Consider the following 23,835-nt stretch of genomic DNA (forward strand, 5'->3'; position numbering starts at 1 on the left):
TCACGGGGTCGAGGGCCAGCGGCCGGGCAGGCCGCAGAACTGCAGCACCCGCTCGACCAGCTCGCTCTCGTGGGGAACGAGGTAGAAGTGGTCGCCGGGGAAGGCGCCGAGCCGGAACCGGCCCGTCGTGCATCCCTCCCATGCGGCGGCCTCGTCGTGGTCCACCTCGGGGTCGGCCGCGGCGACGGCGGCGCAGATCGGGGTCGCGATCGGCGCCGTCTCGTGCGGCCGGTAGTTCTCGATCAGCCGGTAGTCGGCTTCGAGCGTGGGCAGGATCAGCTCGCGCAGCGCGGGGTCGTCGAGGACCTCGTCGCTGGTGCCGCCGAGCCTGCGCAGGTCTTCCAGCAGCGCCCGCTCGCCGCCGAGGTGCACCTGCCCGGGGCGGGCCAGGTGCGGGGCGGGGCGGCCCGAGACGACCAGGGCCGCGATCGGGCCGCCGAGCAGGCGCTCCAGGATGCGGGCCGTCTCGTGCGCGACGGCGGCGCCCATGCTGTGGCCGAACAGGGCCAGGGGCACCTCGCCCATCGGGGCGAGGGCGGCGGCGACCGGTTCGGCCAGCTCGTGCACGGTCTCCGCGTGGGGTTCGCGCAGGCGGTCCTGGCGGCCCGGGTACTGCACGCCGTACAGCTCGACGCCGTCGGGAAGGCGCGCGGCCCAGGTGCGGAAGAACCCGGCGGCGCCGCCGGCGTGCGGGAAGCAGACCAGGCGCAGCCTGGGCACCTCCTGGACGCGCAGGGGCCGCAGCCACCGCTCGCGCTGCCGGGTGGTCGTCGTGGTCATGCCGGTGAGTCCTCCAGTTCGGTACGGGCTGCCGCGATCAGCTCATCGGCGGGCATCGGGCGGGGTGGCGGCCCGGACAGCCGCTCGGGGAAGCCCAGTGCGGCGGCCATCGCCTGCCAGATCGTGCTGACCGACAGGTAGTACTGCCCCTCACGCAGCGGATCGATCCTGTCACCGGCGGCTTTCCACAGACCGGCGATCGCGCGGTGCGCGGCCGCGGGCCAGTGCGTCGCCAGGATCTCGCGGTAGCTGGGCGGCTGAGCTGGGCCGATGACGGTGGTGGTGGGCAGGTCGAGTCCGGGGTCGGCGGCGTCGGCGAACCGCGTGGTCTTCCTGGCCGCCTCCGGCAGGTGCGGGCGCGGCGACCACAGGACGGGGCCGTGGGTGTCGGCCAGCGTGAGCGTGCCGCCGTCGGCGCCGATGCTGATCCGGTGCAGCAGGTGGGCGTGGTTGTCGGGGTCGGCGGGGTGGAGCTGGTTCTGCACGCGCAGCGTGAACGGGACGCCCGCGAGGGTGCCGTCGATCGTGCGGAACGGGCCGGAGCCCGTGGGCGCGGGCAGCTCGAACGGCCGCAGCCCGCCCAGCGCCCGGCCCAGGATGTCGAACAGGTGGTAGGAGACCTGCACGCCACAGGCCGCCTCGATGTAGCGGGGCCGCAGCGTGCGGGCGGCGGCGATGAAGCGGCGCACCGGCGGCAGGTGCACGTAGTGGCTGTTGACCTGGTAGACGGTGTGGTTCTCGCGGGCGGCGCGCAGCAGCCCGGCCAGTTCGTCGCGCAGCAGCGGTCCTTCCTGCAGCACGTGCACGCCGCGGGCCGTCAGCGCGGCGGCGACCTCACTGGCCGGGCCGCCGTTCACCGCGCCGAGCAGGACGACGCAGGCCAGGTCGACGTCGCCGGTCACGTCCTCGACGCGGGTCCAGAGCGGCACGCCCGCCTCCTGCGCGCAGGCGTGGGAGCGTTCGCCGCCCTTGGCGAGGATGCCCGCGAGCCGGAACCCGGAGCCAGGCTCCGTGATCGCGGCCAGGTGGATCCGGCCGAACCCGGTCCCGCAGACCAGCACGCGCGGCGCCCCGCTCACAGCACTCCCTCCTCGACCGCTTCCTCCTCATGCGCTGAGCCCTCGTGCGCTGAGCCCTCATGCGCTGAGCCCTCGTGCGCTGAGCCCTCGTGCGCTGCCTCCTCGTGCGCGAAGGCGACCGTCACGGCCGGGTCCGCGCGCAGGTCGTCCAGCACCCGCTCCGGGCTCAGCACCCAGGCGGCCTCGTGCGCGCCCGGCGGCACCCGCCCTTCCAGCAGCGCCGTGACGGCGCTCGCGGCGACGGCGGCGGTCAGCTCGTAGCTGTCGGTGGCGCGGGCGGTCAGCGTCGTCCCGTCCAGGTCGAAGACGAGCAGCATGTACGGCTCCCGCCCGACCGCGTCGAGCCCGGCGGCCAGCCCCAGCTCCTGGGCCGCCTGCTCGGGGTCCTTGCCGGAGGCGCCGGCCAGGGCTCGCGGGGCGCGTTCGCCGTCGAAGACGCCCCACCACTCGACCTCGGCCAGCCCCAGTTCACGGGCCAGGCGGACGGTCTCGCGGCTGAGGTAGGGGTAGGCGCTGACCCGGCCGGGGAAGTGCGGCAGGCGCACCCCGTCGCGGGGGCGAAGGGCGGCGCGGACCTGCCGGTGGCTTTGCCAGGCGGCCTGCGGGGTGGCGTACTCGCCGGTCAGGGAGGCGACGTAGTCGAGGGCGGCGGCCTTGGTGAAGCGGTCAAGCCCGCCGACGTGGGCAACCAGACGACGCGGCGCAGGCGTGGGCCGCAGCGCCGGCCGAGGCGTGGGGTCCGCCGTCGCCGCCATTGCCCGGGGAAGGAGTGCGGACAGGCCGGGCATCATGCCCGCGGCCAGGACGGCGGCACGCGGGCCGGCGGGGGCGCGCAGGGCCAGGTCGGTGAGAAGGGCCTGGTCGAGCAGGTCACCGGCGACGTCCACGTAGTGCGCGCCCTCGGCCAGCGCCGCCCTGGCCACGGTGTCGAGGATGCGCGCGGACGGCCCGGCGCAGTTGACCACCACCTCGCACCCGGCGCAGAAGCGGGCCAGCGCGTCGGCGTCGTCCAGGTCCACGACAAAGGCCTCGTCGCCCGGTCTGGCCGTGGCCTGGACTCTGGCCGGGTCCCGGCCGCCGAGGCGGAGTGGGGCGGGGAGTCTGCGGGCCAGGGCTCCGCCGACCGCGCCGTAGCAGCCCAGCACGCCGATGGTCATGATCCCTCCAGCACGGCGGCGACCTGGTCCACGTGCGGCGGGCGCAGGCAGGTGAAGTGGTCGCCCGGCACGTCGGTCACGGTCAGCTCGCCCAGGCACAGCTCCCGCCAGAAGCCCGTCATGTCGTCGCGCAGCCACGGCAGGAAGCTCGTGCCGCCGCTCTGGCGCAGGAACGCGATGTCCCCCGCGTACGGCTCCGGCTCGTGGGCGGCGACGGCCAGGAGGCTGTGCCGTACCACCTGGAAGGAGGTGGCGACGTGCCGCTCGACGTCGGGGTCGGCGGCGCCGGAGGTGGCGGCGTGGCCGATCGCGGCCAGCCGTTCGGCCTGCGGGCGGGCGGCCTGGGCGCGGAAGGCCGCGGCGGCGGGCGCGAGCTCGCCGGTCAGGGCCGTGACGGAGCCCGCGGGCACGCGGCCGGGGTCCTCGCGCAGCAGCGCGGCGAAGACCTTCGCCATCAGCTCCTCGTCGCCGGGGTATCCGGCCTCGGCCGGGTCCACGCCCATGACCTTGGCGAAGACGTACTCGGCCACGAGGTCGTCCTCGATGACCCGGGGCAGCGTGTAGCTGCTGACGACGGTGAGGGCGGTGACGTCGGCGCCGGCCTCGGTCAGGTTTCTGGCGACCTCGGTGGCCAGGAGGCCGCCCATGCAGTAGCCGACGACGTGGAAGGAGCGCGTGCCCGTCTCCAGGAGGGTACGGGCGTAGCCGGCGGCGCGGCGGGCGATGAGGCCGCGCGGCTCCTCGGCCAGGTAGGCGTCCACGTCGGTGATCGCGAGTCCGGCGAGCGGCTCGCCTTTGGCGGCCAGCAGCCGCGACAGCGCGCGGTAGGGGGTGAGGGTGCCGCTGCCCTCGTGGACGAGCACGCGCAGCGGCGCGTCGGTCCCTACGTCGCCGCCGAGCGGGATGAGCGGCGTGCTCTCGGCGCGGGCGCCGTCCCCCTCGCCCGCGCCCTGGCGCAGGCCGTCGGCGAGCGCGGCCACGGTCGGCTGGTGCAGGATGCGGCGGACCAGGTCGTCCCAGTGCGCCTCGGCCGCGGCCGGTACGTGCTCGCGCAGCGTGGCGGCCAGCTTCGCGACCACCAGCGAGTCGCCGCCGAGGTCGAAGAAGTCGTCGTCCCTGTTGACCGCCTCCACGCCGAGCACCGCGGCCCAGACGGCGGCCAGCGCGCGTTCGAGGTCGTCGCGGGGCGGACCGCCCGCGGAGGCGCGGCTCGCGGCGGCGCGCGGCAGCCAGGAGCGCAGCGTGGCGGTGTCCACCTTGCCATTGCCGGTCAGCGGCAGCTCGTCGACGATCTGCAGGTGCGCCGGGATCATGTAGTCGGGCAGCCGCCTGGCCAGGTGCCCGGCCAGCCCGGCGACGTCCAGGGGCCGCCGGTCGGTCTTGAAGCGGGCGGCGAAGACGTTCTGGCCGAGCGGGCCGGTCACGTCGCCGTCGCCGGGCAGGCAGACGGTGGCCTGGGCACCGGCCTCGCGCAGCAGGCCGAGCCACTGCTCCCGGCCGAGGAAGGTCTGGTCGAGGCCCTGGCGCAGGTCCTCGTAGTCCCATTTGCGGGGGTCCTTGTCCGGCATCATGAACTCCATCGAGGTCATGATCTGGTAGCTGTCCTTGGTGGTCTCGATGAAGACCAGCCAGCCGCCGGGACGCAGCATGCGTACCAGCCGCTCCAGCACGCGGCCGGCGTGGCGGGAGTTGTGCAGGACGTTGGCGCAGAGGATGACGTCGAAGTCGTTGGGCGCGTAACCCTGCGTGCGGAAGTCCTCGTTGATGTCGAACAGGCCGTAGCGCACCCAGGGCAGTTCGCCGAAGCGGGCGCGGGCCTCGTTGAGGAAGAACGGCGAGACGTCGGTGAACAGGTAGTCGACGTCGTACTCGGCCAGGGCGGGGATCGTCCGCGCGCTGGTGCCGCCGACGCCCGCGCCCGCCTCCAGCACGCGCAGGCTGCCCTCGTGTCCTTCGGCGATGCGGCGCAGGATCTCGACGGCGGCGTGGTTGACGTAGCGGCTGATGATGTTCTCGCGGTAGGCGGCCTCGGAGATCTCCAGGCGGCCCTCGGGGAACAGCAGCGGCAGCGGGTCCATCTCGTCCCTGACCAGGTCGGTCAGGTGGGCGGTGCTGGTCCTGAAGTAGGCGATCAGCTCGGCCGGGTAGCTGTCCTCGCGTTGCAGTTCGCCCACCGCGCGCCAGGCGGCGTCCAGGTCCTCGGGGGCGGCCGGGCGCACCGCTCTGAGCTCGCCGGCCGGGCCGCGTTCCAGGCGGCCCTCGTCCTCCAGCACGCGCAGCCAGCGGCGGACCAGGCGGTGGTGCCGTGGCGCGGCCTCCAGCGCCTCGATGACCTGCTCGGTGGTGGCGCTGTCCCCGGCCCGCCGGAACAGGCCGCGGGTGGCGAGGGCGCGCATGATGCCGACGACCGCGGCCCGGTCCAGGCGGGCGATGAACTCGGTCAGCTCCTCACGGGAGATGTGCGCGGTGTGCGGGTCCCCCGCGCGCGACCCCGCCGCACGCAGCTCCTCCGCCACCGCGCCCATGTCCTCGGAGGTACGGCGGGCCGGTTCGGCGAACGCGGCCAGGCGGCGTTCCATGCCGTCGCCGTCCACCAGCACGTGTGCGGCGGCGACCGCCGGGTGGTCCTGGACCGCGGCCTCGACCTCGGCCGGTTCGATCCGGTGCCCGCGGATCTTGACCTGCCGGTCCTCGCGGCCCAGGAACTCGATGAGCCCGTCCTCGCGGTAGCGTCCCAGGTCGCCGGTGCGGTAGAGGCGCTCGCCCGTCTGGGGGTGCGGGACGAAGCTCCTGGCGGTCTTGCCCTGGTCGCCGAGGTAGCCGAGCGCGACTCCGGCGCCGCCGATGTACAGCTCTCCGGCCACCCAGTCGGGGCAGGGACGCATGGCGTGGTCGAGCACGTGGAAGGACTGGTTGGCCAGCGGCCTGCCGTACGGGACGCTCGTCCAGGCGGGATCCGGCTCGCCGATGGGGTGGAAGATCGACCAGATGGACGCCTCGGTGGCGCCGCCGAGGCCGACCAGGTCGAGGTGGGGCAGGCGGGCGCGGATGGCCGGGGGCAGCGTGACCGGGATCCAGTCGCCGCTCAGCAGGGCCAGCCGCAGCGTGGGCAGGCCGGTCTCCGGCTGCGCGGACAGGTAGTGCTCCAGCATCTGGAGCTGGGCGGGCACGGAGTTCCACAGCGTGACCCCGTGCTCGGCGACGAGCCGGGCCCAGCGGGCCGGGTCGCCCCTGCCCGAGGCGCCGGGCAGCACCAGCGTGCCGCCCGCGGCCAGGACGCCGAAGACGTCGTAGACGGACAGGTCGAACCCCAGGGCGGCCAGTCCGAGGACGCGGTCGGCGGGCGTCACGTCGAAGCGGCGGTTGATGTCGGCGACGGTGTTGAGCGCGGCCTCGTGGGAGATCATCACGCCCTTGGGGTCGCCGGTGGATCCAGAGGTGTAGATGACGTAGGCGAGGTCGCCGGGGTCGGCGGGGCTGCGCGGCGCGGGGCCGGGAGCGGGCGGGAGCGTGTCCACGTCCACGCTGCGCAGGCCCTCGGGCCGCTCGCCGATCCAGGACTGGGTCAGCACGGTACCGGCCCCGGCGTCGGCCAGGATGCGGGCCCGCCGGGCGGGCGGCTGGCCGGTGTCGACCGGCAGGTAGGCGGCTCCGGCCAGCAGGACGCCGAGCGCGGCGGCGACCTGTTCCCAGCCCTTGTCCATGAGGATCGCCACGGGCGCGCCGCCGGGGGTGAGGGTTCCGGCCACGGCGGTGGCGTGGGCGAGCAGCTCGCCGTACGTCAGCGTGCGGTCTTCCGCGATGACGGCGGGCGCGCCCGGGTCGGCCTGCGCGCGGGCGACGAGCGGCTCGTGCAGCAGCCCGCCGGGGCGCGGCGCGGCGGTGGCGTTGGCGCGCGCCCTTCGCTCCTCCTGTACGGCGGGCAGCCCCACCGGCGAGGCCGCCGCCCACGCGTCGTCGCCGGCGGCCAGATCGGCCAGCAGCTCGCGCAATGCGCCGAACAGGTCCTCGGCCAGGCCGGGCGGGAGCACGCCGTCGCGCACGTCGGCCCGTACCTCCAGGGTCCCGTCCTCGACGAGGGCCTGGCAGTCGATCCACACCTGGGGCGTCTGGCTCCTGCCGTACACGACCTCGCCCATGCCGCCGCCGGCGTCGCCGAGCCCGAGGGTGCTGGTGAAGACGACCGGCATGAGCGCGGCGTCGCGGCCCTTCGCGCGGGCCAGCTCGCGCATCACCTCGACGCCGGAGTGGAGCCGGTGGTCGAGGTCCTGCCACAGGCGTTCCTGGAGGGCGGCGGCGCGGGCGGCGAAGGTGTGGTGGGCGGCGCCGTCCACCTCCAGGAGGCTGACCGTGGTGAAGTCGCCGACCAGCGCGTCCACCTGCGGGTGGAGGGGCCGGCGGTTGAGGAGCGTGAGGTTGAGGCAGAAGGCGGGCTGCCGGCTCCAGCGGCCGACGACCTCGGCGAAGGCGGCCATGACGGCGGTGGACGGGGTGACGGCGTGCGCGGCGGAGCGCTCGCGCAGCCCTCGCCACTGCTCGGGCGTGAACCTGGCCCGGTGGCGGGTGAACGTGCCGCGCGCCTGGGCGTCGGGGTCCTCGCGCAGCGGCAGTTCGGGGGCGCCGGGCAGGGTGTCCAGGCGGTCCTCCCAGTACGCGCGGTCGCGTTCGTAGGCGGGCCCGCCGCGCTCGCCGCGGACGGCGGCCACGTAGTCGCGGAAGGTGATCTCCAGGGGCGGCAGGTGCGCGGCCGGGTCGTGGTAGAGCGTGTTCAGCTCGGTGAGCAGGAGCTGGATGCTCTGGTAGTCGGCGACGAGGAAGTCGACGGAGACGTGCAGCAGGTCGCGGCCGTCGGTGCGGGTGATTCGCAGCTCGAACAGCGGCCAGGCGGCGGGGTCGTAGACGCGGCTGTCCATGGCGGCTCTGACGGCCGTCAGGTGGGCTTCCGTCTCGGCGGCGGGGCGGCCGGTGAGGTCGGTGGTCTCGATGCGGTAGCGGGGCCGGCTGGGCGCGGTGACCTGGTAGCCCTCCGGCTGGACGGTGGCGCGCAGCATGTCGTGGCGCTCGATCAGCAGGTTCCAGGCGTCCTCGACGCGGCCGGGGTCGAGGCCGGTGAAGGCGAGTTCGGCGTAGACCTGGCAGGCGGTGCCGCCGTAGTCGTAGGCGGAGCCACGGCCGAGCAGGTAGGCGGCCTGGACGTCGGTCAGGGGGAACGGTTCGTGGCGGGCGGTGAGGTCGGGGTGCGTCTGCGGCTGGCTCTGCTGGGGCTGGGCCGGGTGGCTGAGCTGCTCCAGCAGCTCCTCCTTGTGGGCGGCCAGCAGGGCGCGCCGTTCCTCGGTGAGGACGCCCTTCGGGGCGCGGAAGCGCAACCGCCCCGACTCCGCCCACAGGTGGACGCCCTCCCGGGCCAGTTCGGCGATGAGCTGACCGGCTGTCATAGCGAGCCCTCCTCGAAGGCTGAGTCGTCGCGGTGGTCGATCAGGGCGGCGTGCTCGGCGATCGTCGGCCCGGCGAACAGCTCCCGCAGCGGAAGGTCGACGCCGAACTCGATCCTGATCTCCTCGGCCAGGCGGGTGGCCAGGACGCTGTCGCCGCCGAGCGTCACGAAGTTCTGGTGCCTGCCCACCTCGGGCAGGTCGAGCAGGGCCCGCCAGATGGCGGCGAGGGACTGCTCGGTGGGTCCCGTGGGTGGATCCTCCTCGGCCGGGTCGCCGGGTTCGCGGGCCAGGCGGGCGAGGGCGGCGCGGTCGATCTTGCCGTTCTGGCCGAGCGGGAGGTCGTCCAGCGGGGTGATCGTGGTGGGGACGGCGTAGGACGGGAGCCGGTCGGCCAGCCGTTCGCGCAGGTCGCCCACGTCGCCGGTGGGGACGACGAAGGCGGCCAGGTGGCGGTCGATCTTGGTGGCGACGGCGCGTGCGACGTTGGGGTGGGTCAGGAGGGCGGCTTCGATCTCGCCCAGTTCGATCCGGTGGCCCCGGATCTTGACCTGGTGGTCGGCCCGGCCCAGGAACTCGAGCGTGCCGTCCGGCCAGTAGCGGCCCAGGTCACCGGTCCGGTACCAGCCGTCCGTGAACTTCGCGGCCGTCGTCTCCGGGTCGCCGCGGTAGCCCTTGGCCACCCCGGCGCCGCCGATCCACAGCTCGCCGGTCACCCAGTCGGGGCAGTCCCTGCCGAGGCCGTCCACCACGCGGAAGCACTGGTTCGCGAGCGGCCTGCCGTAGGGGACCGACACCCACTCCGGGGGCGTCTTGGCGGGGACGGGGCAGTAGTTGGACCAGATCGCCGCCTCGGTCGCCCCGCCCAGCGCGATCAGCTCGCAGCCGGGGGCCGCTTGGCTGAGCCTTTCGGACAGGTCCAGCGGGACCCAGTCGCCCGACACCATCGCCAGGCGCAACGATCCCAGAGAACCCCGGTCGGCGGTGAGCAGCATGTCCAGCAGGGCGGGCACGGTGTTCCACACGGTCACCTGATGCTCGGCCACCAACTCGGCCCAGCGGGCCGCGTCCCGGCGCTCGTCCTCGCCGATCGTGACCAGCGAACCGCCCGCAGACAACAGACCGAACACGTCCCAGACCGACAGGTCGAAGTCGAGCGCCGACACCGCCAGCACCCGGTCCTCCGCCGTGACGCCGAAACGCCGGTTGACGTCCAGGATCGTGTTCAGCGCCGCCCGGTGGGAGATCTCCACGCCCTTCGGCTCGCCGGTGGAGCCCGAGGTGAAGATGACGTACGCGCTCGCCTCCGGATCCACCTCGACCGGAGCCTCCAGCGGCGGGCCGGTGGGCAGGTCGGTGAGCGTCAGGCGGACGCCGGCCCGGTGGAGCATCCGCTCCCTGCGGAGCTTCGGCTGGTCGGCGCCGATCGGCACGTACAGGGCTCCGGCCGCCAGGACTCCCAGGACCGCGGCCACCTGGTCGGCGCCCTTGGGCAGGCAGACGGCCACCGCGTCGCCGGGCCGTACCCCCTGCTCCACCAACGCCCCCGCCACCCGCAACGCCCGATCCGACAGCTCGCCATAAGACACGCCCGGCTGGATCGCGATCCGGGACGGATCGCGGCGCGCGTGCGCGAAGAAGCCAGCGTGCAGGGTGTCCTCGGGAACGGAGGTGGCGGTGTCGTTGGCTCCGGCGCGGGTGACGAGCTGCTCGGCCGGGGTCAGGCAGGGGACGGCGGCGTCCCAGTCCTGGGTGGACAGGCGTTCCAGCATCCCGGCGAAGGCGGCGAACATGCCGTCCAGGACGCCGGGCGGGAACAGGTCCTCGACCGCGTCCCAGTTGACCAGCAGGTCGCCGTCCACCTCGACCACCTGGTGGTCGAGCCAGACCTGGGGCGTCTGCGAGACGCCCCAGAACGGGTCGGAGAACAGGGCGCCGGTCGGCGGGCCGTCCATGCCGAGCGTGCTGGTGAACACCACCGGCATCGCGGCGTCGGCCGTGCCGGTGCGCCTGGCCAGCTCGCGCATCACCCACAGCGCGGAGACCTCGCTGTGCTCCAGGTCGCGCACGACGCGGCGCTGCAGGCGGCGGGCGCTGTCCAGCCACGTCTCCCCGGGCTCGTAGGCGACCAGGAGCAGCGAGGTGAAGTCGCCGAGGACCGTGTCGATGTCCGGGTGGACCTCGCGGCGGTCGAACAGCGTCAGGTTGATCGTCATGTCGCGGCGGGCGCTCCAGGCGCCGAGCGCCTCGGCGAACGTGGTGGCCAGCACCGTCGACGGGGTCAGTCCGTGCTCCCTGGCGGCGTCCTTGACGGCCTGCCAGCGCCCGGACGGAACGCGCGTCTGGCGGCGGGTGAAGCGCGGGCGGCCGATCCGCTCCGGCTCCTCCGCCAGCGGGAGCTGCGGGGCGGGCGGCAGCTCGGCGACCCGCTCCGACCAGTACTCCTGCGCCCGGCGCAGCGCCCCGGGGTCCGGCTTGACGGTGAGGACGTAGTCGCGGAACGACGGTCCCGCGGGCGGCAGTTCGGCGGCCGGGTCGTGGTAGAGGGTGTCCAGCTCGTTCAGCAGGGTCATGGTGCTGAGCGCGTCCAGGATGATGTTGTCGAAGCTGACGCCCAGGCGGGTGCGGCCCGCGCCGTACCGGACGGCCCGCGCGTCGAACAGCGGCCACCGGGTGGCGTCGATGAGCTGGTGCGACATCTGCGCGCGCAGCCCGGCGAGCGCCTCGTCGGCGTCGTCGCCGGCCTCGGTGACCGGGATGACGAAGCGCGGCACGTCGGGCAGCACCCGCTGGGTGCCGTCGGGCAGGAACACCGCGCGCAGCATCTCGTGCCGTCCGATGAGCCGGTTCCAGGCCGCTTCCAGGCGGGGCAGGTCGAGGTCGGCCAGGTCGTACTCGGTGTAGAAGTGGCAGCCGACGCCGCCCAGCGCGAAGTCGTCGGTGCGGCCGATCCAGTAGGCGCGCTGCACGTCGGTGGGCGGGAAGGGCTCGTGGCGGTGCTCGGGGTCGGCGCGCAGCGCGGGCCGCTCGTCCCGCTCCTCCCCCGGCGCCAGGGTGGCGGCGAAGGCGGCCAGCTCGGGGTGGTCGAACAGATTCGTCAACCGGCCGCCGGACACGCCGTTCTCGCGCAGCCGGGTGATGAGCCTGGTGGCGAGCAGGCTGTCGCCGCCGAGCGTGAAGAAGCTCTGGTCGCGGCCGACGGCGGGCAGGTCCAGCAGCTCGGCCCAGAGGCCGGCGACGGTGCTCTCCACGCCCGGCCGCGGCGGCTCGAACGGCTCGTCCGGCCGCTCGGCGAGGACCGCCCGCACGACCGTCCTGTCGATCTTGCCGTTCGGGGTGAGCGGGAGGTCCCGCACGGGCACGATCCGGTCGGGGATCATGTACGGCGGAAGTCGCGTCGCCAGCCGTTCGCGCAGGTCGCCGAGGTCACCGGTGGCGACGACCACGGCCGCCAGGTGGCGGTCGATCTTGGTGGCGACGGCACGTTCCACGTGGGGATGGGTCAGGAGGGCGGCTTCGATCTCGCCCAGTTCGATCCGGTGGCCCCGGATCTTGACCTGGTGGTCGGCCCGGCCCAGGAACTCCAGGGTGCCGTCCGGCCAGTAGCGGCCCAGGTCGCCGGTCCGGTACCAGCCGTCCGTGAACTTCGCGGCCGTCGTCTCCGGGTCACCGCGGTAACCCTTGGCCACCCCGGCGCCGCCGATCCACAGCTCGCCGGTCACCCAGTCGGGGCAGTCCCGGCCGAGGCCGTCCACCACGCGGAAGCACTGGTTCGCGAGCGGCCTGCCGTAGGGGACCGACACCCACTCCGGGGGCGTCTTGGCGGGGACGGGGCAGTAGTTGGACCAGATCGCCGCCTCGGTCGCCCCGCCCAGCGCGATCAGCTCGCAGCCGGGGGCCGCTTGGCTGAGCCTTTCGGACAGGTCGAGCGGGACCCAGTCGCCGGACACCATGGCCAGGCGGAGCGTGGTGAGCGGGGACCGCGCACCGGTGAGCAGCATGTCGAGCAGGGCCGGGACGGTGTTCCACACGGTCACCTGATGCTCGGCCACCAACTCGGCCCAGCGGGCGGCGTCCCGGCGCTCGTCCTCGCCGATCGTGACCAGCGAACCGCCCGCCGACAACAGACCGAACACGTCCCAGACCGACAGGTCGAAGTCGAGCGCCGACACCGCCAGCACCCGATCCTCTCCGGTGACGCCGAAACGCCGGTTGACGTCCAGGACCGTGTTCAGCGCCGCCCGGTGCGAGATCTCCACGCCCTTCGGCTCACCGGTGGAGCCCGAGGTGAAGATGACGTACGCGCTCGCCTCCGGATCCACCTCGACCGGAGCCTCCAGCGGCGGGCCCGAGGGGAGTTCGGTGAGCAGGAGCCTGGCTTCGGCGCGGCGCAGGATCTGGTCGCGGCGGGCCTCCGGCTGGTCGACGCCGACCGGGACGTACAGAGCTCCGGCCGCCAGGACGCCCAGGACCGCGATCACCTGGTCGGCGCCCTTGGGCAGGCAGACGGCCACCGCGTCGCCGGGCCGTACACCCTGCTCCACCAAAGCCCCCGCGACCCGCAACGCCCGATCCGACAGCTCGCCATAAGTGAGGCGGGGCTGGATCGCGATCCGGGACGGATCGCGGCGCGCGTGCGTGAAGAAGCGGGAGTGCAGCGTGCCGTCGGGCAGGGGCGCGGCGGTCGCGTTGGCGGCGTCGCGGGCGGCGGGGCGGCCGGGACGCGGCGGCCGCGCGGACCAGTCCTCCGTCAGGAGCCAGGCGATCAGGCGGTCGTAGGCGGCGGACATGCCGTCCAGGACGCCCGGCGGGAAGAGGTCCTCGACCGCGTCCCAGTTGACCAGCAGGCCGCCGTCCACCTCGACCACCTGGTGGTCCAGCCAGACCTGCGGCGTCTGCGACAGCATCCAGCCCAGCGAGCCCAGACTGTGCTGCACGTGCTCGGCGACCAGGTCGCCCATGCCCAGCGCGCTGGTGAACACCACCGGGGCGCTCACCTGGTCGTTGCGGCCGCCGCGGTTGAGGTCGCGCAGGACCTCGACGCCCGTGTAGGCGGAGTGCGCGACGTCGCGCTGGAAACGCGCCTGCAGCGAGGCGGCCCGCTCGGCGAACGTCTGCGGGCTCGACAGGTCCACCTCCAGCAGGATGAGGTTGCTGAAGTCGGCCACCATGTGCTCGACCTCGGGGTGCGGAAGGTCCCTGTCGAACAGCGGCGCGTTCAGCACGAACCGGGGCGCGGCGCTCCACGCCCCGACGACCTCGGCCAGCGCGGCCGCCATCGTCATCGGCAGCGTGAGGCCGTGGGCGCGGGCCCGCGCGGCCAGCCTCTCCCGGTCGGCGGCGCCGATGCGGTGCTCGCGGCGGACCACGCGCACCCGCTCCAGCCGCGCCGGCTCGACGGCCAGGGGCAGCGCGGGGCCGGGCGGCAGGTCGGGCAGGCGGCCGGACCAGTAGCGGCGGTCGGCCTCGCGGTCGGCGGCGCGCCGCCGGTCCCGCTCGGCGAGGTAGTCGGGGAAGCCGTAGGACAGCGGGGGCAGGGTGGCGCCCTCGCCGCGGTAGAGCGTGGCCAGGTCTTCGAGGAGGATCTGGATGCTGCGTACGTCGGCGACCAGCAGGTCGATGTTGGCGTGCAGCCGGTGGGCGCCGCCCGGCAGCAGGGAGAGCGTCAGGTCGAGCACCTCGCCGCGCTCCACCTCCAGGCGGCGGTGCGACAGGCTCTCGCGTACCGCCAGCAGCCGCGTCTCGACGTCGTCCGCGTCCTCGTCGCGCAGGTCGTGGACGGTCAGTCCCGGCCACGGACCGCGCGGCAGGATCTGCTGGGTGGCGTCGTCGAGGAAGCGGGCGCGCAGCAGCTCGTGCCGGTCGAACAGGGCGCGGGCGGCGCGCTCCAGGGCGTCGCGGTCGAGGTCGCGGCCGTCGAACTCGGCGTAGAAGTGGCAGCCGACGCCGCCGAGCACCTGACGGTCGCGGCGGCCGAACCAGTAGGCGTGCTGCAGCGGGGTGAGCGCGAACGGGGCGTGCCGGTCGGGCGGCCCGGTCTCTGGAGGCAGCGGTGGGACCGGGCCGCCCGCGTTCAGGAGGGAGTGCCAGGAGGCGAGCGTCGGCGACTCCATCAGGTCGCCGAACTTGACCGCGACGCCCTGGCGCTGCCAGTCGTTGGCCAGTTGCATGATCCGGATGGAGTCGGCGCCCAGGGCGATGAGGTCCTCCTCAGGCGCGATCTCTTCCGGGGAGACCCCGAGCAGCTCGGCCGCGGCCCGCGCGATGTCCGCCATCCCCAGCTCCGGCCGCCCGCCACTCACGGCAGCCCCCGTCACCGCCGTCTGGGCCGGTACGGCCGGCGCGTCCAGGCCGGCCGCGACAGGCACGTCCGGTTTGCCCGCTGAGGCCAGTCCGTCCGGCTTGTCCGCTACGGAGAGCCCGTCCGGCTGGCCCAGCGTGTTCGACTCGGCCGGGGCGGCCAGGGTGTTCGTGGCCAGGATCGGGAGGGCGCCGCGGCGCAGCCGGTTGACCAGGTCGGCGGGATCGCCGTCCAGCGAGCCGGGGGCGAGCGTCACCACGGTCTCCGCGACCTCGCCACAGGCGTCCAGCACGGCGGCCCGCACCCGCGCAGGGTCGGGCCGTGACCCGTCGTCCGCCTCGACGAGCAGGACCAGCCCGCCGCCGGGCACGGTCTGCACGGCACGGCAGGCCAGACCGGTCAGCTCGGTCACCGGCGCCTCCAGCTCAGGCGCGGAAAGCACCCGCCCCTGAAAAGGCAGCCGCGTCGCTGTTTCCGTCATAGCCAACAACGCTGGCACGCGTCCTAACCAGCAGACAAATGCCGAACTTTCTTCAGGCACTCGCTGACTAGCCGTTCAGTCATTAATTTAGCCTAACCTAACTACCCGGCCGGAAGCGTGTGTTCTGCGGAGAAAGGAATAACGTGCTCTTTCGACACCCTCCAAAAAGTCACCACCCCCTCTTTCGAGGTGCCCATCCGGGCACTTGCCGCTCTTTCCAGCCGCACTTAACTTCCGTCGATATGTCCCAGATGCTGATGGACGACGTCCACGACGCCGCCGAGGCACACGCGCTCGGCGAGGAGTACGTCACCGCGCTCGGCAAGATCATCAACAGCCACGTGCGCAACGAGGCGGCCGGCGCGGCGGTCTTCGACGAGCCCTCCATTTCGCTCGCGCCCACCCCGCACGAGAAATGGCTGGCCTGCAGAATGGCGATGGAGGAATACGGACATCATTTGAAGTTCAACAAACTCGCCGCCCAGCTCGGCCTTGAGGACGCCCGGGACAGGCCACCGCTTTCCGTCTTCGACTATCAGGTGACCTCGTGGACCGGATATGTGATGACCAAGGCCATCGTGGATCTGGCCGAGGTCGTGCTGATGGAAGACCTGTGCGAGTGCTCCTACGTGCCGTTGCGCATGTTGTGCCGCTCCCTGATGCGGGAGGAGCGTTTCCACGTGTCCTTCGGCGCCAGGACGGCCGCGCGGCTGGCCGCCGATCCCGGGCAGCGCGACGAGGTACGCGCCTCCGGCCATCACCTCATCCGGATGACGCTGCCCTTCTTCGGCCGCAGCGACTCCAGGAACAACGAGATCTTCCGGCGCTGGGGCATCAAGCGGCTGAGCAACGACGAGTCGCGGGCCGAGTTCGTGCGGCGGACGCGCGTGCTGCTCTGTGACGAGCTCGGACTGGACTATCCGGAGGTGGGGACGCGGTGGCACGCTACTTCGAGCTGAAGGATCCGCCGCGCGACCTGCCCGCCGCGCTGGGACCCGGGGGCGAGGCCGTACTGGCCCTGCTCGGGGGTCTGTCCGCGGCGCCCGGCGGGGCGCCCGACCACGTGGACGGCCTGCCCGTACGGCAGGCGGACCGGGTGCCCACGGCGCTGCTCGATCGGGTGGAGCCCGGCTGGCTGGCCGCGCTGGAGGGCCGCAGGGCCCGTGCCAGGGCGCACCTGGTGGCGGCGGGCCGGGAGAGCCGGCTGGAGCTGGCCGAGCACGTGGCCATGCTGGTCGCCACCCCGCGCCTCGAACCCGCGCGACCGGGCGACGACGACGCCCTCGCCCAGTCCGGCGCCATCCTCTGGCTCCTCGGCACCCTCGTCGCCACCGCCCTCGACACCCCTGAACCCAGCCGCGACGAGCCGCCCAAACCCAGCCATGACGACGAGCCCGTCGCACCCGAAACCGGCCGTGCGGCCCCGCCCGTCGCACCCGAGGCCGATCGGGGTGATGTGGCGCTGGCCGGGCTGGTCGCCCGTGGCTGGTGGCCGGTCGGGCCCGTGGACGGCGTGTTCGTGATCGCCCCTCTCACCCTCCCGAGGACATGTCATGCGTGAGGTCCTGCCCCGGCGAAGCTCCGCCCGCCCCGCGCCCGGGGAACCGGACGCCAACTTCGCCACCAACCTGGCCGCCCTGGCCAGGCGCGAGGGCTGGTGGGATCTGCCCGCCTTCCACGCCCCCGGCCGCTCCTACACGCACGGCGAGGTGCACACGCTGGCCGCCGGCGCCGCCTCCGTCCTGGCCGGGCACGGGGTGGAGCCGGGCGACCGGGTGCTGATCGCCCTGGGCGACGGCATCGCCTGGGTGAGCGCGTTCCTCGGCGCCGCCCGGCTCGGCGCGGTGGCCGTGCCGGTCAACCCCGACCTGACCGCCGACGACCACGCCTTCATGGCCGCCGACTGCCAGGCCAGGCTCGTGGTCAGCGACGACCATCTGGCGGGCCGGTTCGGTGGCTGTGCCGTACTGGTGGACGAGCGGCTGACGCGGCTGGCGGCGGACGCGCCCGCCGGGCCCGCGCGCGGCGTCACCGGACGGATGCCGCTGTACGCGCAGTACACCTCAGGCACGACCGGCACCCCCAAGGCGGCCCTGCACCGCCACGCCGACCCCGCCCGCTACATGCGCGCGGCGGGAGCCGGCGTGACCGGCGTGACCCGCGACGACGTGACGCTGTCGATCTCCAAGATGTTCTTCGCCTACGGCCTGGGCAACGCGCTGGTCTTCCCGCTGTTCTCCGGCTCCTCGGCGGTGCTGCTGCCGCACCGGGCCGCGCCCGCCGACCTCGCCGAGGCCGTGTCGCGCCACCGCGTCACCCTCCTGTACGGCGTGCCGACCGCCTACGCGAACCTGGTCGCCGAGTGCGACCCCGCCCCTTTCTCCTCGGTACGGCTGGCCGTCTCCGCGGGCGAAACCCTGCCCGCCCAGCTGGGTGAGCGGGCCCGCGACCTGCTCGGCGCCCCGGTCCTGGACCAGTTGGGCTCGACCGAGGCCGGGCACGCGTTCTGCTCCAACACCGCCTGGAGCGACGAACCGGGCACGATCGGCCGCCCCCTGCCCGGCTACGAGGTCGTGCTGCGCGACAAGAACGGCGCGCGGGTCACGCTCGGCCAGGGCGAGATCTGGGTGCGCGGCGACGCGGTCATGATCGAGTACCTGGGGCGGCCCGAGCAGACCGCCAAGGCGCTGCGCGGCGGCTGGCTGCGCACCGGCGACCTGGCCGAGTACGTGGACGGCGGCGCGCTGAAGCACTGCGGGCGGGCCGACGACATGGAGATGGTGGGCGGCATCACCGTCTCCCCCATCGAGATCGAGCGCGTGCTGGCCGAGCATCCCGCGGTCGCCGAGGTGGCCGTGGCGGTCGTGCGCGACGCGCGCGGGGCCGGGCGGCTGCGCGCGTACGTGGTGCTGGGCGGCCCGAGCGGCCCCGGCCTGGAGGAGGAGCTGATCGGGCTGGCCCGCCGCCGGCTGGCCCCGTACAAGGTGCCGCGCAGCGTGGAGGTACGCCCCAAGCTGCCGCGCACCTCGACCGGCAAACTGCGCCGTTTCGCGGTGCGCGAGGGAAAGTGGTGATGGCATGCTGACCGTTCGCGCGGACGAGCGCCTGGCGTGGGACGCCGGCTCGGGCCTGGTGCCCGTCGCCGACCGGCCGCCCGGCGAGCCCGCGGTCGTGGACTCGTGGCTGGTAGCCGACGAGCGGGTGCGCGACCTGCCCCTGCACGAGGAGCGCTTCCTGCGCGCGAGCACCGAGCTGCTGCCGGACCTGCCGGCCGCCGCGGTCCACGACTTCCTCGACGCGGTACGCCGCTGGCAGCCCGGCCACGGCCGCTGGTTCCCCCGGGTGGAGGCGTACGCGGGAGCGCGGCCCCGGCTGGCGCTCTGGCCCAGGCCCGCCCCCGAGCCGGACGGCGAGGAGGTCACCCTCTGGATCCCGCCCGGCCCCGACCCGCGCCGGCACCCCACCGTCAAGGGCCCCGACCTGCGGGTGCTGGCGGCGCTGCGCGAGCGGGCCAGGGAGCTGGGCGCCGACGACGCGCTGCTCCACGACCGGGCGGGAACCGCCCTGGAGAGCGCCCACAGCGCGCTGGTGTGGTGGCGCGGCGGCACCCTCTGCGTGCCCGCCGGCGACCTTCCCGTGCTGCCGTCGGTGACGCGGATCCACCTGGAACGGCTGGCCGCCTGCTGGCGGGTCCCGGTCCGGCGCGAGCGGATCAGCGTGACCGAGCTGACGGAGCTGGAGACCTGGAGCGTCAACGCGCTGCACGGGCTGCGTCCGGTGCGGGCCTGGGTCGACGCGGCCGGCCGTACCCGGGCGGCGGCCAGGATCTCGGCGCGGGCGGAGGAGTGGCGGCAGGCGGTCAGCCACCGCGCGGTGCTGCCGGTCCTGCCCGCGCGGGAGCAGCCGTGCGCACCCTGATCGTGGACAACCACGACTCCTACACCTACAACCTGTTCCAGCTCGCCGCCCAGACCTATGGCGTGGAGCCGGTCGTGCTGACCAACGACGACCCGGGCTGGGACGGCCTGGACCTCAGCCGCTTCGACGCGCTCATCGTCTCCCCCGGTCCTGGACGCCCGCAGAAGGAACGCGACGTGGGCGTCACCCTGGAGGTGATCCGGCGCTCCGGGCTGCCGGTGCTGGGCGTCTGCCTGGGACACCAGGCGCTGGCGTGGATGTCGGGGGCCGACGTGGTCCCGGCGCCGATCCCGATCCACGGGTACGTGGAGCAGATCCGGCACTGCGGCCGCGACCTTTTCCGCGGGCTGCCGCAGGGTTTCGCCGCGGTGCGCTACCACTCGTTGTGCGTGGCGACGCCGCCGCCCGACGACCTGGAGATCACCGCGTGGACCGCCGACTCGGTGGTGATGGGGCTGCGGCATCGCGAGCGGCCCTGGTGGGGCGTGCAGTTCCACCCGGAGTCGATCTCGACCGAGCACGGGCCCGCGATCATGCGCAACTTCCGCGACCTCGCGTCCGGCCGCGCCGTCACCCTGACCCCGGCGCCCGCCTGGTCGCTTGAGGTGGAGCGGGTGGAGGGCGTCCACGACGCCGAGCGGATCTTCGCGGAGGTGTTCGGGGCCGAGCGGTACGCGTTCTGGCTGGACAGCAGCAGGGCCGAGCCCGGCCTGGCCAGGTTCTCCTTCCTGGGTGACGCGGGCGGGCCGCACGGCGAGGTGCTCTCGTGCCAGCCGGGCTCGGGCAGCGTGGTGGTCAGCTCGGGGGGCGCGGAGTCGGCCGTGTTCGCCTCCGTGTTCGACGTGCTGGCCGATCGGGTGGCGGCGCGGGCCGTACCGGGCGCGCTGCCGTTCGATCTGAACGGCGGCTACGTCGGGTACTTCGGCTACGAGCTCAAGCGCGACTGCGGCGCCCCCGCCGCGCACGTCTCCCCACTGCCCGACGCGGTGTGGATGTCGGCCACCCGGCTCGTCGCGCTCGACCACGAGCGCGGTGAGTCCTGGGTGCTGGCGCTGACCGACGGCCGCGCGGCGAGCCGGTCGGCGGCGCGCGACTGGGTCGCGCGGACCGCCGCCGCCTGCCGGGCCGCGGAACCGGCCCCCGCCGCCGCGCCCGCCGCGCCCGGGGAGGGGTTCGACCCCGAGCCGTGGCTGGTCAGGGACCGGGCGCGCTACGTCGCCGACATCGAGGAGTGCCTGCGGCTCCTGCGGGCGGGCGAGAGCTACGAGATCTGCCTGACCAACGCCGCCGAGATCCCCTTCGACGGCTCCCCCTTCGAGCTCTACCTGGCCCAGCGGCGGCTCAACCCGGCCCCCTACGCCGCGTACCTGCGCCTGGACGGCACGCACGTGCTGTGCTCCTCCCCCGAGCGTTTCCTCAAGGTGAGCAGGGACGGCGTCGCCGAGTCCAAGCCGATCAAGGGCACCGCGCCGCGCTCACCCGAGCCGCGCGCCGACCACGCCCTGCGCGAGGAGCTGGCGACCTCGGACAAGACCAGGGCGGAGAACCTCATGATCGTGGACCTGCTCCGCAACGACCTGGGCCGCATCAGCGACGTCGGCTCGGTGTCGGTGCCGCGTTTCATGGCCGTGGAGTCCTACGAGACCGTCCACCAGCTCGTCTCGACCGTGCGCGGGCACCTGAACGACGGGGTCGGCGCGGTGGCGGCGGCCCGCGCCTGCTTCCCCGGCGGCTCGATGACCGGGGCGCCGAAGCTGCGCACCATGGAGATCATCGACCGGCTGGAGGGCCGGGCTCGTGGTGTGTACTCGGGCGCCATCGGCTTCTTCGGCCTGGGCGGCGGCGCCGACCTCAACATCGTGATCCGCACCGCCGTGGCCCACGAAGGGCGGCTGACGGTGGGCGCGGGCGGGGCGATCGTGCTGGACTCCGATCCGGCGGACGAGTACGAGGAGATGCTGCTCAAGGCCCGCGCGCCGCTGCGCGGGCTGTCCCCCTCGCCGCGGGTCACCCGCGCGGGCGGCGCGCGTCCCCAGGATCGCGAACCAGCCCGCGACTGATCGCCACCGCCGTCGCCAGCGTCCTGTTCGGGCAGTTGAGCTTGGCCAGGATGTTGGCGACGTGGCGTTTGGCGCCGTGTTCCGAGATGCCGAGCCGGCGCGCGATCTGCTTGTTGCTCAGTCCTTCCACCAGGAGTGCAAGCGCTTCCATCTCCCGGCAGCTCAATGGCGCGTCGGGCTTGTCCGCACGCGGCTCACGGGGCTCGGACCCCGGCCCCACCTGCGCCATCAGCTTGCGCGCCACCGCACCGGGCATCGGCACGAGGCCGCTCTCCAGGTCGCTCAGCGCGCTGGAGAGCGTCTCGCGGGTGAGCACGTTCTCCAGGAGGTAGCCGTCGGCGGGGATGGGCGCGACCTGGGCCAGCGTCTTGTCGCTGGCGGTCCGCAGGACCAGCAGCACGCGTACGCCGAGGTCGCTGGCGGTCCGGGCGAGTTTCTCCGCGCGCTGTGGCTCGGGGCTGTCGCTCAGGACCAGGAGTGTGGGGCGGCCGGAGTGCAGGATGCCCATGCTCTGGTCGACACAGGAGCTGCCGACCACATCGTCCAGGGTGTCGAGCTCCCGCAGCATCGCGCACAGGCCGCACCGCACCACTTCACTGCCCAGGGAGACCAGGGCGACTCTTTCTGATGTCATCGTCATCCGCCGTCGGGTCGGGGGTAAGAGACGACTACCCATCGGCCCTCAAGATATGTTCGCGAACATGAGCCTCACTGCAGCGGCAGCCGCCGCACCCCGGTCATGGTCGGCGTGGGGATGAAGGCCACCGGGTCTCTGGGGTCGGTGCGCAGGCTCGCGTGCCGGTCGAGCAGGAGGTTGAGCGCGACCCTGCCCTCCAGCCTGGCCAGCGGCGCGCCCAGGCAGAAGTGGATGCCGCGGCCGAAGGCCAGGTGCGGGTTGGGGTCGCGGCGGGGGTCGAACTCCTGCGGGCGCTCGAACTGGCGCGGGTCGCGGTTGGCCACCGCGGGCCAGGTCAGCAGCATCGAGTCGGCGGGAATGGTCATGCCGCCCAGCTCGGTCTCGCGGGTGGTGCTCCGGCCCAGCGCGGCGAACGGGGTGAAGTAGCGCAGCGACTCCTCGATCACCTCGGGCACCAGCGCGCGGTCGGCGCGGACCTCCGCCTGCCGCTCGGGGAAGGCGTCCAGGCACAGGACGGTGTTGCCGAGCAGCATCGTCGTGGTGATGTGCCCGGCCAGCAGCAGGATGATGCCGAAGTTGACCACCTGCTCGTCGGGCAGGCGCTCGCCGTCCACCTCGGCCTCGACCAGCTTGGTCAGCAGGTCGGCGCGCGGGCGGGCGCGGCGCTCGGCGGCGTGGCCGGCCAGGTAGTCGGTCATCTCCTTCCACGACGTGAGCGCGGCGTCCGTCGCGGCGTCCCTGCGGTCACCGGCCTCCTTCATCGAGATCTTGGTCTCCCGCGAGAACAGCGCGTCCGCCCACCGCCGGAAGAGCTGCCGGTCGCTCGTGGGCACGCCGAGCAGCTCGGCGATGACGATGACCGGCAGCGGGTAGGCCAGGTCGGTGACGAGCTCCAGCCGGCCGCGCTCGCGGGCGGCGTCGAGCAGCTCACCCGTGAGGTCGGCGATCCTGGGTTCGAGGTCGGCGACGACCTTGCGGGTGAACGCGGCGCTGACGAGCTTGCGCAGCTTGCCGTGCTCGGGCGGGTCGATCTGGGTCAGGAAGCCCTTCAGCGAGAACCCCTCGTCCTCGGCGAACGTGCCCTTGGGCAGCAGGCGCATGGTGTCGGAGGAGTACGTGCCCGGGTCGGCCAGGACGTCGTGCAGCTCGGGGTAGCCGTAGACGTTCCAGAGTCCGGCGTCCTCGTCGTGGACGACAGGCGGGCCCTCGTACGGGCCGTGGAGCCAGAAGTGCTGGGCAGGGACGTCGTACCGTTCGACGATGGCGGCCATCGCCTCTCCTTTGATAGGGAGCGGAACTGACTGCCGACCAGGCTTCCCGGCGCACCTGACTCGATTTTACTCCCGCCTGTCGTCCGGTCAACGCGTGGCGGGGCGGGCGCGTACGTGCATCCGCTCGCCCTGGCCCCCGAACAGGCACAGCAGCTCCGCGGGCCCGGGACCCGCGGTGGTGAAGGCGTGCGGCAGCCGGGTGTCGAACTCGGCCGCCTCCCCCGCGCCCAGCACCAGGTCCCGCTCTCCCAGCAGCAGCCGCACCCGTCCGGCCAGCACGTACAGCCATTCGTAGCCCTCGTGCGCGCGCTGCTCGCTCATGTCCTCCTGCCGCGAGATGACCATCTTGTACGCCTGCAGCCCGCCGCCGAGCTGCCGGGTCAGCGGCACGAAGGTCCGGCCGTAGCGGTTGAAGGGGCGCAGGTGGATGCGCGGGTCGCCGGTCTCCGGCGCGCCGACCAGCTCGTCCAGCGGCACTCGGTACGCCTGCGCGAGCGGCAGCAGGAGCTCCAGGGTCGGCTTGCGCTGCCCGGACTCCAGCCGGGACAGCGTGCTGGCGGAGATCCCGGTCGTGGTGCTCAGCTCGGTCAGCGTCAGGCCGTGCTCGGCGCGCAGCACCCGCAGCCTCGGCCCCACGGCCCCGAGGACGGCCGTCAGTTCTTCCATGGCCCCAGTTTGCCGAAACGGCAACGAGGTTTGTCAATCCGCCGCCTCGTGAC

General features: G+C 73.8%; 13 protein-coding genes. 5 read left to right on the top strand and 8 right to left on the bottom strand.

Features of this window, described 5'->3' with window-relative positions; translation table 11 throughout:
• The 5 genes from ACIBEJ_RS25420 to ACIBEJ_RS25440 are packed head-to-tail and all read right to left on the bottom strand — an operon-like array spanning position 1 to position 15,230.
• Positions 1 to 780: a thioesterase II family protein gene (locus ACIBEJ_RS25420; protein WP_397185314.1), complete on the bottom strand. Its 780-nt coding sequence runs from the start codon at positions 778 to 780 to the stop codon at positions 1 to 3.
• Entirely contained in the window at positions 777 to 1,859 is a 1,083-nt protein-coding gene (locus ACIBEJ_RS25425; protein WP_397185315.1) for a Gfo/Idh/MocA family oxidoreductase, read from the bottom strand. Before ACIBEJ_RS25425 ends, ACIBEJ_RS25420 begins: the two co-directional genes overlap by 4 nt.
• A complete protein-coding gene (locus ACIBEJ_RS25430) occupies positions 1,856 to 3,016 on the bottom strand; it encodes a saccharopine dehydrogenase NADP-binding domain-containing protein (protein WP_397185316.1) in 1,161 nt (386 codons plus the stop codon). The genes ACIBEJ_RS25425 and ACIBEJ_RS25430 overlap by 4 nt, the downstream gene beginning before the upstream one ends.
• Complete coding sequence (locus tag ACIBEJ_RS25435; protein ID WP_397185317.1) at positions 3,013 to 8,451, bottom strand: amino acid adenylation domain-containing protein; 5,439 nt, start codon at positions 8,449 to 8,451, stop codon at positions 3,013 to 3,015. The genes ACIBEJ_RS25430 and ACIBEJ_RS25435 overlap by 4 nt, the downstream gene beginning before the upstream one ends.
• Positions 8,448 to 15,230 carry an amino acid adenylation domain-containing protein gene (locus tag ACIBEJ_RS25440; RefSeq protein WP_397185318.1) on the bottom strand — a complete coding sequence of 2,261 codons (6,783 nt, stop codon included), beginning with the start codon at positions 15,228 to 15,230 and terminating at the stop codon, positions 8,448 to 8,450. The genes ACIBEJ_RS25435 and ACIBEJ_RS25440 overlap by 4 nt, the downstream gene beginning before the upstream one ends.
• A 242-nt stretch (positions 15,231 to 15,472) precedes the next feature.
• Here ACIBEJ_RS25440 and ACIBEJ_RS25445 point away from each other — a divergent pair, with 242 nt between their 5' ends.
• Genes ACIBEJ_RS25445 through pabB form a run of 5 tightly spaced genes read left to right on the top strand, consistent with a single transcriptional unit; the run spans position 15,473 to position 21,208 of the window.
• Positions 15,473 to 16,189 (top strand): Phenylacetic acid catabolic protein, encoded by a 717-nt coding sequence (locus ACIBEJ_RS25445; RefSeq protein WP_397185319.1) that lies wholly within the window; start codon positions 15,473 to 15,475, stop codon positions 16,187 to 16,189.
• The gene (locus ACIBEJ_RS25450) at positions 16,168 to 16,791 is read left to right on the top strand and encodes a hypothetical protein (protein ID WP_397185320.1); all 624 of its coding nucleotides are present in this window, start codon (positions 16,168 to 16,170) and stop codon (positions 16,789 to 16,791) included. The genes ACIBEJ_RS25445 and ACIBEJ_RS25450 overlap by 22 nt, the downstream gene beginning before the upstream one ends.
• The gene (locus tag ACIBEJ_RS25455) at positions 16,784 to 18,304 is read left to right on the top strand and encodes an AMP-binding protein (RefSeq protein WP_397185321.1); all 1,521 of its coding nucleotides are present in this window, start codon (positions 16,784 to 16,786) and stop codon (positions 18,302 to 18,304) included. The genes ACIBEJ_RS25450 and ACIBEJ_RS25455 overlap by 8 nt, the downstream gene beginning before the upstream one ends.
• A gap of 4 nt (positions 18,305 to 18,308) precedes the next feature.
• Positions 18,309 to 19,148: an aminotransferase class IV gene (locus ACIBEJ_RS25460; protein WP_397185322.1), complete on the top strand. Its 840-nt coding sequence runs from the start codon at positions 18,309 to 18,311 to the stop codon at positions 19,146 to 19,148.
• Positions 19,136 to 21,208 carry an aminodeoxychorismate synthase component I gene (pabB, locus tag ACIBEJ_RS25465; protein WP_397185323.1) on the top strand — a complete coding sequence of 691 codons (2,073 nt, stop codon included), beginning with the start codon at positions 19,136 to 19,138 and terminating at the stop codon, positions 21,206 to 21,208. The genes ACIBEJ_RS25460 and pabB overlap by 13 nt, the downstream gene beginning before the upstream one ends.
• Here the strand turns inward: pabB and ACIBEJ_RS25470 are convergent.
• The 3 genes from ACIBEJ_RS25470 to ACIBEJ_RS25480 form a co-directional block, all read right to left on the bottom strand.
• Complete coding sequence (locus tag ACIBEJ_RS25470) at positions 21,156 to 21,842, bottom strand: response regulator transcription factor (protein WP_397185324.1); 687 nt, start codon at positions 21,840 to 21,842, stop codon at positions 21,156 to 21,158. The genes pabB and ACIBEJ_RS25470 overlap by 53 nt on opposite strands.
• 74 nt (positions 21,843 to 21,916) lie before the next feature.
• Positions 21,917 to 23,116: a cytochrome P450 gene (locus ACIBEJ_RS25475; protein WP_397185325.1), complete on the bottom strand. Its 1,200-nt coding sequence runs from the start codon at positions 23,114 to 23,116 to the stop codon at positions 21,917 to 21,919.
• Positions 23,117 to 23,203: 87 nt separating this feature from the next.
• Positions 23,204 to 23,782 carry a helix-turn-helix domain-containing protein gene (locus ACIBEJ_RS25480; RefSeq protein WP_397185326.1) on the bottom strand — a complete coding sequence of 193 codons (579 nt, stop codon included), beginning with the start codon at positions 23,780 to 23,782 and terminating at the stop codon, positions 23,204 to 23,206.
• Positions 23,783 to 23,835 lie beyond the last annotated feature (53 nt).

It is taken from the genome of Nonomuraea sp. NPDC050790, assembly GCF_044456745.1.
Taxonomy (GTDB): Bacteria; Actinomycetota; Actinomycetes; order Streptosporangiales; family Streptosporangiaceae; genus Nonomuraea.

Coding starts and splice junctions, on each gene's coding strand:
- ACIBEJ_RS25420 (WP_397185314.1), bottom strand. CDS start 780: ATGACCACGACGACCACCCGGCAGCGCGAGCGGTGGCTGCGGCCCCTG.
- ACIBEJ_RS25430 (WP_397185316.1), bottom strand. CDS start 3,016: ATGACCATCGGCGTGCTGGGCTGCTACGGCGCGGTCGGCGGAGCCCTG.
- ACIBEJ_RS25435 (WP_397185317.1), bottom strand. CDS start 8,451: ATGACAGCCGGTCAGCTCATCGCCGAACTGGCCCGGGAGGGCGTCCAC.
- ACIBEJ_RS25440 (WP_397185318.1), bottom strand. CDS start 15,230: ATGACGGAAACAGCGACGCGGCTGCCTTTTCAGGGGCGGGTGCTTTCC.
- ACIBEJ_RS25445 (WP_397185319.1), top strand. CDS start 15,473: ATGTCCCAGATGCTGATGGACGACGTCCACGACGCCGCCGAGGCACAC.
- ACIBEJ_RS25455 (WP_397185321.1), top strand. CDS start 16,784: ATGCGTGAGGTCCTGCCCCGGCGAAGCTCCGCCCGCCCCGCGCCCGGG.
- ACIBEJ_RS25460 (WP_397185322.1), top strand. CDS start 18,309: ATGCTGACCGTTCGCGCGGACGAGCGCCTGGCGTGGGACGCCGGCTCG.
- ACIBEJ_RS25470 (WP_397185324.1), bottom strand. CDS start 21,842: ATGACATCAGAAAGAGTCGCCCTGGTCTCCCTGGGCAGTGAAGTGGTG.
- ACIBEJ_RS25475 (WP_397185325.1), bottom strand. CDS start 23,116: ATGGCCGCCATCGTCGAACGGTACGACGTCCCTGCCCAGCACTTCTGG.
- ACIBEJ_RS25480 (WP_397185326.1), bottom strand. CDS start 23,782: ATGGAAGAACTGACGGCCGTCCTCGGGGCCGTGGGGCCGAGGCTGCGG.